This window comes from Streptomyces sp. NPDC059169, assembly GCF_042755225.1.
Lineage (GTDB): Bacteria > Actinomycetota > Actinomycetes > Streptomycetales > Streptomycetaceae > Streptomyces.
Window position 1 is genome coordinate 98,642 of the sequence record NZ_JBHZCF010000025.1, and the last position, 10,026, is coordinate 108,667.

Sequence of the window (10,026 nt, forward strand, 5' to 3'; positions counted from 1 at the left end):
GTCACCGACCTGATATCAGTTCGAGAACGGGCAGACCGGTGGCCGGGTCGACCGTCTTCACCTGAGCCTTGTGCGGGTCGCCGGCGCGCACCCGGGACATCATCGACTGCGATGCCGTGAAGTCCACCAGGGCGCTGCGGTACAGCGTGCGCAGGTCGGTCATGGACAGCGCGGACACCTTCTCCAGCCACTCGGCCGCCTCGTCCGTGCCCGCCTCGCCGCGCAGCGCGGCGTGCAGGCGGTCGGTCCGGCCGGTCATCTCCGGGTGGCAGGTCGCGACGAACGCCTCCAGCCGGGCGCCCTCGTCCGTGAAGGGCGAGAAGACCATGGCGACGAGGGAGTCCTCGCTCAGGCCGAACACGTCGCGGGCGTAGGCCGCGGCGAGCTCGCGCCGCTCCGCCTGCTTCGCCGGCGAGTCGTAGCGGCTCAGCGCCAGCCGGATGAGGTTGTCCGGCATCTCCTTCTTGCGCATCATCGTCTCGGCCAGCTCCAGGTACTCGGCGATGCCCGCCTCGTAGGTACGGCCTTCGGCGTACTGGGCGCGCAGACCCCGCAGGTGGGCCATCAGGGTCGGGTTGGCGCAGTCCGACTCGGTGAAGCTGAACGCGAGGTCGTCGAACCGGAAGCCGAGGAAGTCGACGATCAGGTCCCAGTGGTCGTGGACGCGGTAGCTGACCATGTCGTAGATCGAGACGAACTCGGGCTGCATCGAGCGGTCCCCGGTGGAGACGCTGCGCTCGGCGATCTCGGCCTCGCGGTCGGCGCCGAAGAGCTCGCGGAAGTACGCGTCACCGATGCCGCGAAGGGCCGTGAGCAGGCCCTGGAAGCCCATCCGGCGGCATTCCTCCACGTCGATGCCGCTCGCCTTGGCGAGACGCAGGATCCAGGCCGAGTAGAGCGCCTGTTCGCGGCGGGAGTCGCCGGTCATGATCACGTCGACACCGCCCTGCCACCAGGCGGCGCGACCGTAGAAGTCGGCCACCGCCAGGTTGCAGCTGTTGCAGAACGTCGGCCGTCCGTCACCCGCCGACCGGTGGCCGTTCATCAGCACGTCGAGCCGGTTGAGGTCGACCAGACGCTCGGGGAGCGGGAGGTCGACGCGGAACCGGCGGATCTCGGTGTGGTCGATGGTGAGCAGCTCCGCCCGCTCGTCGTCGAGCAGACCGAGGGCGTCGTACACCCGGTGGATGTTCTCCATCACGGCGAGCGGCACACCGGCGTGCCGCATGTTGGCGACGCGCAGGACGAACGTGCGGCCGTGGGTGAGCTGGAGGTGCAGCTGGACGGCCCGGACGAAGGCCACCACGTACGTGCTGTCCTTGCCGCCGCCGTAGGCCACCATGACCTTGCGGTCGGGCAGCAGGGCGGGGCCGCCCACGGCCTCGACGAGACGGTCTCCGACGGCGGCGATGCCCTTCAGCTCAGTGCCGCTGAGGAAGGCGGCCAGCTGCTCGTAGCGTTCGTGGTCGCCGAGGGGCAGGGCAGGGGTCGGCTGGTCGTTCACGGTGCTGTTACCTCGAATTCGAAGGTCTCGATGATGCGGTGGATGTCGGCCTCCACCTGCTCCTGGTCGTCGTGCAGCAGGATGAAGCGGCCCGCGTGCAGGGCGTCGTAGGCACCGCCGGGTTCCAGGACCTCGCCCACGGCGGGCAGCAGCTCGCGCCACACGCTGGGGACCGTTGCCCGTACGGAGGAGGCCTTGAGGACCACCGCCGGAAGGTTCGCCGGCTTGGGCACGACCAGCCAGCCGCCGGACGGGTCGCCCGGCCGGGGGGCCGGCGTGACCGGGTCCCCGCAGGCGGCCCGCAGCCAGACCTCGAAGAGGTTGACACCGAACAGCTTGTTGAGGAGGTGGGGCACCTCGCTGCCGCCGACGCGGCCGCCGATCTCCAGGAAGACGATCTCGTCCTCGGGCGTGACGAACAGCTCCAGGTGGAACGGCGTGCCGGTCATGCCGAGGGTGCGGACGCAGTCGCGGGTGAACTCCTCGATCCGGTCCCGGAGGGCGGAGTGCTGGAGTACGACCGATCCCAGCGGTTGACCGCTGCCGAAGGACAGGCAGTCGTTGACGTACCGCGACGCGACCTGGAACCCGACCTCGGAACCGGCGCCGGTGAAGCCGTCCACGTGGTGGATGGTGCCGGTGACGAACTCCTCGATCTCGTAGCGCTCCAGGTCGACCGTCGCGAGGAGCTCGATCAGGGCTGCCTCGTCGTCCACCCGGTGGACGCCGATGCTCGCGGCACCGTCCACCGGCTTGAGGATCACCGGATACCCGCACGAGCGGGCGAAGGCGAGTCCGGACTCGACGTCGGTGCACGCGGCGAACCGGGGGACGCGGACCCCGGCCTCGGCCAGGATCTCCTTCATCCGCACCTTGTCCCGGTAGACCGCGACCTCGGCCGTGGTCGGGCCGGGCAGACCGAGGTCCTCGCGGACCTTGGCGGCGATCTCGAGGGTGAACTCGGACAGGGCGATCAGCTGGTCGACGGGGCCGACCTTCTCGATCACCTCGGCGACGGCCGCGCGCAGCGAGTCGACGTCGTTGACGTCGTCGACCTGCACCAGGTGCGCGATCTTCGCCGGATCGGCGAGCACGCCCTCGGTACCGAGCCGGTCGACCACGTAGCTGACCCGGTGGGCGTCGTGGTCGATGAACTCCTCGTAGCGGGTGAGCTCGTTGTCCCACCGTACGTCGTCTTCCTTGAACCGGGGCCACCGGTTGACGATGACGATGTGCATCAGCGCACCTCCATGGTGCTGAGTCCGGCGAAGTCCCACGGCGGGATGACCGCCGCGTCGGCCTGCCAGGCGGAGAAGCCTTCGGTCTTGCCGAAGTGCAGGAAGGTGAGGAAACGGTCGATGGCGTCCTCACCGGTGAATACGTCGGTGTAGCCGTGGGCGAGCAGCGCGCGGCGGGTTCGATCGTTGTCCGACTCGGCGGTGGTCAGCTTGCCGCCCACGACGCTCGGGACGTCGAGCCGCTGCTCGCGCAGGGCCGAGAGCAGCTCACGCGCCCCGTGCAGGCCGTGACCGTTGACGCTCGACACGACCAGCAGGTCGGGCCGGTTCTCGGAGACAGCCTGCACGACTTCGGCTACGGGTGTGCACGCGCCCAGGTTCTGCACCTCGGCGCCGTTTTCCTCCAGGAGCTTTTGCAGATAGACGAGGTTCCAGATGTGGGAATCGGACTCGACGGTGCTCAGGAGGCACCTGAAGGCTTGACTCATGCCGGGACTCCTAGAGTGACCTCGTCGTTGCGTCGGGCGATTGCCTTGTGGAAGCTGCGGATCGTCAGAGGCAGCAGGACGGCGCCGATGAGGCACAGCAGCACCGAGAGCACGGTGACGAGCTGCTGCGGGCCGACCGACGGCCCGATGCCGGCGACGAGCAGGCCAGCGATCGGGAAGGAGAGCAGGTTGAGGAGGTAGAAGGGGCCCATGATCTTCCCCAGGTGCTCCTCGGGGATCACCTTCAGCCGCTGCGTCCGGTTGAAGACGTTGTAGTAGGCGTCTCCGATGAGCATGGCCACGAACGCTGTGCCGTAGACGGCGAAGGACGGGGCGAACCCCGCCGCGATCAGCGCGGCGCACAGCAGGGTGAAGCCGATGACCCCGAGCGCGCTGACGCTGGCCCTTCGCAGCAGGAACGGGATCACCATCAGGTTGAGCAGGCCGATGACGCCGACCATCGTGTTCAGCAGCCCGAACGACGAGTCGGGGGCGTCGAAGACGTCGGTGACCAACGCCGCGTTGACGCTCAGCACGCTCGCCATCACGAAGTTGATGGTGAAGTTGAGGATTCCCAGCAGCAGAACGGGCCTGTTCCCGATCAGCAGTCGCCAGCCGAGGCCGAGTTCGGCGAAGATCTGCCGCGTGCTGGCGGCCCCGGCCGTGGCAGGGGCGCGCAGTCCGCGGGGCAGCGGCAGCCAGGTCACCGAGGAGAGCGCGAAGGCTCCGGCGGCGATCAGAAGCAGCCACACCTTGTCCAGCGCGGACGCGGCCAGGATAGCCAGCGCGGGCCCGAGAGCCATGGCCAGCAGCTCCATGTTCTGGACCAGGGACTGGGTGCTCGCCACCTTGTCGCCCTTGGCCAGCTGCGGGACCATCTTCTCCACGGCCATCCGGGTCGGCGCCATGAAGACCGAAAGGAAGGCTCCGCCGGCCATGAGCGCGCCGGTCGTCCAGGACGGCTGGGTCAGACACATGACGAGCACGCTCACCAGCACGGCGGCTCGGGCCGCCGACACGAGCGAGAAGAGCCGGGCGCCGCCATCGCGGTCGGCGATGAGCCCTGCGAAGGGATAGGCGACCAAAGCAGGCAGCCATTCGAGTGCGAAGGCAAGACCCAGACTGGCCACCTGATGGGTGTCCTGGTAGATCAACAGGGGCACCGCGAACATCACGACCTGTTCCGCGATGAGCCCGAGCACCACCCCGGAGGCGAAGAGACCCCGGTGCAGCCGATTGTCGGTCATGCCGTCCGCTCATTCTGTTCGTGTTCGTGTTCGCGGATCAGCGGGAGTACGTGCGTGTAGAAGGTGCGCATCTCGTCGCGGGTAGGCCAGCCGGAGAAGATGAACTCGCTGACGCCTGCTGCCTTGTACGAGTGCAGGTAGGAGGCTACTTCCTGGTAACTGCCGACCACGCAGAGAGCGGGGCCGCCGCGATACGCCACGGCGCCGGAGTACAAGACCGGAGAGAGCCAATCTCCATCGGCTTCCTCGGCCAGTCGGAAGGAGTTCTTCACGGCCTCGGAATCCGAGGCCGCGACGAACTTGGTGACCCACTCGCGGTGGTCCTCGTCCGGGTCGTGCATCATGTCCGCGAGGTCGGCGAGCGCCTCGGCGCGGGTCTCGCGAGCCAGGACGTGCATGCGGATCCCGAGCCGTCCACCCTTGGCCAGAACCGGTTCGGCGGCCTTGGCGATGCCTTCCGGGGTGTCGCCGTAGCGGAGCCAGCAGTCGCCGTGCTGGAGCGCGGTCTCCTGGGCCGGACCGGAGGCACCGCTGATGTAGACCTCCGGGCGCCCGCCGCCGAGATATCCGAGACCGAGCTGGGCCTCCTCGATGCGGTAGTGCTCACCGGTGTGGGAAAGCGGGGTCTCTTCGCGCCAGAAGCGGTGGAGGATGTCGAGGAATTCGTTCATGCGGGCGTAACGGCCGTCGTGTGCGACGAAGTCCCCGTAGTACGCCTGCTCGGCCGGGGAAATACCGGCGACGAGATTCAGCGATATGCGGCTGTCGGACATCCACGAGACAGTGTTGACGATCTGGGTGAAAAGCGTCGGGGAAAGAAGCCCAGGGCGGTAGGCAAGAATGAATTTCACACGCTCGGTTTCCCGGACCAGGGCGCCGATCATCGGCAGCGGGTCGGGCATGTGGTAGCTGATTCCCATCAGGAGGGAATCCACTCCGAGACGATCGGCTTCCTTGGCGAAATCAACGATTCCGTCGAAGTCGAGGTGGCCGCTCTGGTACTTCTCCGTAGCCTTCTGCTGGCCGCTGTCCAGGGGGGAGCACCAGTGGAACCGCAGCTCCTCTGATCCCGGTTCGCGCTGGTCGAAAGGAGTGGGCAAACCCATGGGGCAACCTCCGGTTGTGTGACGCACCTGACTGTCTCGGCACACGGCCGGCCGGCCGGCGGGGAGACTCCACCGCCTCCGGTCAACTCTCTCGTCGATTTGGCTCAGCTGTTCCTGCGGAATTCACAGCATGTTCGGCCGAGGTCGTGAAATTGCGGGCATAGCAATCCCGTGGCCATTGCTCCGTGCCGGAGGGATCTTGACACGGCTGCTCCATATGAGTCAAGATCAATTCCTGGGTGGCGCCGCCTTGTGGAGTGGCGACAAGGTGTGCGTCGAAGCCTTTTCTGCCTCTGTGATCCCGGCCACACTTCTCAGTGTGATGGATATGGAATATGGAATATGGAATTCCAGATTCGACACTGCGGTGCATTGCCCGAATTCTCCCGGCTTCGGGCGCGTCCCGGAGCCGGGCCCCCAATGACCCACCTCGCCACAGCACTCGAACGGAACGAGAGATTGTCCGCAGAGAACACGGGGGCCGTGCTCCCGACGCCACGCGCGCACCTGACTTCGGAGCGCACCCGCGCCGCACTGCTCGTGCAGAACCGGTTTCTGGCCGGAGCGCGCGAGTTCCTCACGGGTGAGGGCTTCACCGAGCTGCTGCCGCCGACCATCGGCCCCGTGACCGACCCGGGTGCCCGTGGTGCCAAGCAGGTCGACATCGACTACTACGGTCACCGCTACAAGCTGATGACGAGTGGCATCCTCTACAAGCAGGCCTCCCTGCTCAGCTTCCCCAAGATCTTCCACGTCGCCCCGAACGTCCGGCTCGAGCCGCTCGAGACGACGGTGACCCACCGTCACCTGACCGAGTTCCACCAACTGGACGTCGAGATCGCCGGGGGCTCGCGCGAGGACGCGATGCGCGTCGCGGAGGACCTGACCCGGCACTGCGTCGACCACGTCCTGCGCACCGCCCAGCGGGAGTTGGAGATCCTCGGCCGGGACCTGGAGGGGCTCAAGCGCGTCCTCGACGCTCCGTACGGCCGCAAGAAGCACGCCCAGGCCGTCGCTGAACTGATCGAGGGCGGTTACGGGCAGGCGGAGAACACGGAGATCGAGTGGGAGGGCGAGGAGATAGTCTCCGCGGCCGCCGAGCAGCCGTTCTTCATCACCGACTACCCCAAGGGCTCGCGGGGCTTCTACGACAAGGAGAGCCCCGAGGAGCCGGGCGTCCTGCGCAACTTCGACCTCATCTTCCCCGGTGGCTTCGGCGAGATGATGAGCGGCAGTGAGCGCGAGTCGGACTACCGCAACCTGATGATGCGGATCCGCGAGACCGGCGAGAACCCGGCGAAGTACGAGTGGTACCTCACCCTGGCGCGCGAGGGGATCCCCTCCAGCGCGGGCTTCGGTCTGGGCGTCGAGCGGTTCACCCGCTTCCTGGGCGGACTCGACGCCGTCTGGCAGGCGACGGCCTACCCGAAGCTGCCGGGCGAGCTGCGCCCGTGAGCGGGCTGACGGCTCCCGGGTTCCCGGAGCAGCAGGTACGGGCCCGTGCCCGGTACGGCGAGGCCGCGGCCTTCCCGGAGAGCGGGACCTACGGGACCACGCTCTACGGCGAGCACGGCGCCCAGGCCGCCCAGCCCGTGGACGCGATCGACCGGGCCAGGCTCGTGCCCCCCGTGTTCGTGCCGCGACGAATGGAGAAGCTCTTCGACCTCGGTCGTGAACCGGTCTGTGGCGACGTCGATCTGGCCACCGAGATCGGCGGCTTCAGCTCCACCCTCCCCGTCTTCATTTCGGCGTTCGGATCCACCCGGGTGGCCAGCGGCGACCTCGGCGAAGCCGTCGCCCGGCAGGCCGGAAGCCTGGGCATCCCCATGGTGATCGGCGAGAACATCGTCCCGGTGTCGGGCTACGGCCGGGTCGCCGAGGAGAAGGAGAGCTCGCTGCTGCGCCGCATCACCGAGTACGCCTCGGCGGCGCCGGACGGGCTCGGCGGTGTGGTCGTCCAGCAGAGCACCGAGGACGCCGACGCCGAGGTCTGGAACCTGGTGTACAGCGACCCCTCGGCACGCCCTCTGTTGGACAGCGGTCGGCTTGCCTTCGAGTTGAAGGTGGGGCAGGGCGCGAAGCCGGGAGTGGGCGGCATGACGCTGGTCCCGCGTGACCGTGCGACCCAACTGGCCGCCCAGTACGACGTCCTGGACATCTACGATCCCGCCGAGGACTCGGTGCTGCGCTGCAGCAGCCCGGGAACCTTCACCGAGGAGATCCTGCGCCAGCAGATCAGGCTCATGCGCAACAACTACCCCCGCTGCCGGGTGTGGGTGAAGCTGCCGCCTTCGCGGGACGTCCACCTGGCGGCAGCGGTTGCCTGGGCCGCCGGTGCGGACTCGGTCACCGTGGACGGGGCGGAGGGCGGCACCGGCTGGGCCCCCCGCGCCTTCCTGCACCACGTGGGTCTGCCTCTGGCGGAGTGTCTGGAGAGGCTCGGCACGCACGACAACTCCCTGCTGGTGAGCGGCCGTATCTGGGAGGGGGCCCGCGCGGTGAAGTGTCTGGCCCTCGGGGCGTCCGCGGTGGGCCTCGGGCGGGCCGCCCTGGTCGCCTCGGACGAGGACCCGAAGGCGGGCCTGACCAACTTCGTCGACTGCCTGGCGCTGGAGATGCGCCTGCTGATCAGCGCTCTGGGCAAGTACCGGGTCGCGGAGGTCGGCGCGGAGGACATCTGGACCGACTCGCGATCCGAGGAGGGTGTCGCCCCCCGGAACGCGTGACCGGTCGGTCGTGTACGCGTGCGGGCCGGTGCCACCGGGCAATTCCTCGGTGACACCGGCCCGTACGGTCCTCCGGTGGTGACACCGGACTGCTCAGCCTGTGGTGAGCTCGGACATCAGCCGGGCGGCGATGGGCACGGGGACACCGTGCCGCTCGGCCGCCCGCAGGAGGGCACCGCCGATGGCGTCGAGTTCCAGCGGGCGATCCGCCTCCGCGTCGCGCTGCATGGACGACTTGCTCTGCGCCGGGAACGCGTCGTACAGCGCCAACGCCTTCGCGGGGTCGGCCGGGACGCCGCAGGCGCGGCTCACGGCGGCGGCCTCCTCGACGAGGGCCACCAGTTCCTCGCGTCGATCGGTGCGCACCTCGCCGATGGCGAGGCCGTAGCGGGTGGTGAGGAGGGCGAAGGGGGCGAGGAAGGCGAGCTTGGTCCAGAGCGCGGAGCTCTCGCCCTCGGACACGCGCGTCTCCACGCCGGCTTCGGCGAGCAGGGCGGCCAAGTTGGCGAGGCGCTGCTGGGTTCCGGCCAGGTCGATCTGCGTGAACGGGCTGCCGTGCTCGATGGTGCCCGGCGCCGTGCGGGTCGACTCCACACGGATCACGCCCGCCGCGACATGCTGCGCGCCGTAGCGCTCGCGCAACACCGACGGATGCTCGACGCCGTTGAGCAGGGGAACGATCAGGGCCTGGCCGATCACGTGTGGCGGTACGCGCTCCAACGCCTCGTCGAGCGCTGTGTGTTTGACCGTGACCAGACACAGGTCGACGGGCTCGCGCAGCTCTGTGTCCGCTTCGACCGGCGCGGCGAAGTCACCGAACTGCATACTGTGCACTCGGATGCCGTCCTGACGCAGCGCACGGACGGTGTCCTGCCCCGCCAGGCAGATGACCCGGTGCCCGGCCCGGGAGAGCAGGCCTGCCAGCAGACCGCCCACTCCTCCGGGGCCGAGGACCGCGACGGTCCACCGGAGGGTGGGGTCGGCATCGGCGAGCTCGGATGATGGATTGACCACGTGTGTTTCCTCTCGGGTGCGGCTTGGGCCATCGAATCATCTGCTCCGCCCCGGGTCTGCACGCAAGATCATGTGCCCAGAATCACGGAGCTCCTTTGCGATCAGGGGCTCGTGGGTCGGGAGTTGACGGTTCGTCGGCCGGGACGAGGCGGGCCTGAGTCGTGCCCTTCGCCGTGGCGCTCGTCGTGCGCCGCACTCCGGGCGCACGCACCCTCCGGGGCCGGGCTCGACTGGGTCGTGTGGACGTCGGTCAGTCGTGCGGAGAATGCCCCGCAGCTCCGCGACCCGGTCGTGTCGACCGCCTCGTCTCTTGCGTCCGTTTTGCGTTTCGCGCGCCGCTGACCTGCGGTTTTCTTTAACCTGTTTTGGCTCTGCATGTTTGCGATGATGCATCACGTGGAGTGGTGGCGATCTTGGAGCCGGGCGCAAAGGGCTCCTGGTCTGCGGTTTTGCCCCTGCATGTCACGTGCGGTATGGGCATTACAGGCGATATCTTGACGCTGAAATGACGCTCGTGACGCTCGTTCTGATGGCGTGTCGGGTGCGCCGGCGGGCTGACTGGTCAGGCCACTGGAAGAGCAGTGTCGGCGAGCGAGGAGCTCTTCTTTTCGAGTAATCGTCAAGACCTGTGGACAGGTGGGTTAGAAGAAGCCGATCGTGTCCTTGAGGAGCCGGAGGGCCTTTGCGTGGATTGTCGCGTTAT

The 10,026-nt window shown here is 68.1% G+C and carries 8 protein-coding genes; 2 read left to right on the forward strand and 6 right to left on the reverse strand.

Annotation, left to right across the window (positions count from 1 at the left end; translation table 11 throughout):
• Position 1 precedes the first annotated feature (1 nt).
• From ACFXOM_RS33190 to ACFXOM_RS33210, 5 genes are read right to left on the reverse strand one after another with little or no spacing between them, the layout of a single operon-like run.
• A complete protein-coding gene (locus tag ACFXOM_RS33190; RefSeq protein ID WP_385041032.1) occupies positions 2–1,504 on the reverse strand; it encodes a PqqD family protein in 1,503 nt (500 codons plus the stop codon).
• Positions 1,501–2,742, reverse strand: a complete 1,242-nt coding sequence (locus ACFXOM_RS33195; RefSeq protein ID WP_385041034.1) for an acetyl-CoA carboxylase biotin carboxylase subunit family protein — start codon at positions 2,740–2,742, stop codon at positions 1,501–1,503. The genes ACFXOM_RS33190 and ACFXOM_RS33195 overlap by 4 nt, the downstream gene beginning before the upstream one ends.
• The gene (locus tag ACFXOM_RS33200) at positions 2,742–3,230 is read right to left on the reverse strand and encodes a cobalamin B12-binding domain-containing protein (RefSeq protein WP_384943118.1); all 489 of its coding nucleotides are present in this window, start codon (positions 3,228–3,230) and stop codon (positions 2,742–2,744) included. Before ACFXOM_RS33200 ends, ACFXOM_RS33195 begins: the two co-directional genes overlap by 1 nt.
• A complete protein-coding gene (locus ACFXOM_RS33205) occupies positions 3,227–4,477 on the reverse strand; it encodes an MFS transporter (RefSeq protein ID WP_385041036.1) in 1,251 nt (416 codons plus the stop codon). The genes ACFXOM_RS33200 and ACFXOM_RS33205 overlap by 4 nt, the downstream gene beginning before the upstream one ends.
• Positions 4,474–5,583: an LLM class flavin-dependent oxidoreductase gene (locus tag ACFXOM_RS33210; protein WP_385041039.1), complete on the reverse strand. Its 1,110-nt coding sequence runs from the start codon at positions 5,581–5,583 to the stop codon at positions 4,474–4,476. Before ACFXOM_RS33210 ends, ACFXOM_RS33205 begins: the two co-directional genes overlap by 4 nt.
• A gap of 459 nt (positions 5,584–6,042) precedes the next feature.
• Between ACFXOM_RS33210 and ACFXOM_RS33215 the strand changes: the two genes are divergently transcribed.
• Both ACFXOM_RS33215 and ACFXOM_RS33220 read left to right on the forward strand, forming a co-directional pair.
• Positions 6,043–7,038: an asparagine synthetase A gene (locus ACFXOM_RS33215; RefSeq protein WP_384943123.1), complete on the forward strand. Its 996-nt coding sequence runs from the start codon at positions 6,043–6,045 to the stop codon at positions 7,036–7,038.
• Positions 7,035–8,309, forward strand: coding sequence for a glutamate synthase-related protein (locus ACFXOM_RS33220; RefSeq protein ID WP_385041042.1), 1,275 nt, complete (start codon positions 7,035–7,037; stop codon positions 8,307–8,309). Before ACFXOM_RS33215 ends, ACFXOM_RS33220 begins: the two co-directional genes overlap by 4 nt.
• Before the next feature lie 93 nt (positions 8,310–8,402).
• Here ACFXOM_RS33220 and ACFXOM_RS33225 read toward each other — a convergent pair whose 3' ends face one another.
• Positions 8,403–9,323 (reverse strand): ketopantoate reductase family protein, encoded by a 921-nt coding sequence (locus tag ACFXOM_RS33225; protein ID WP_384943126.1) that lies wholly within the window; start codon positions 9,321–9,323, stop codon positions 8,403–8,405.
• Positions 9,324–10,026: the final 703 nt, after the last annotated feature.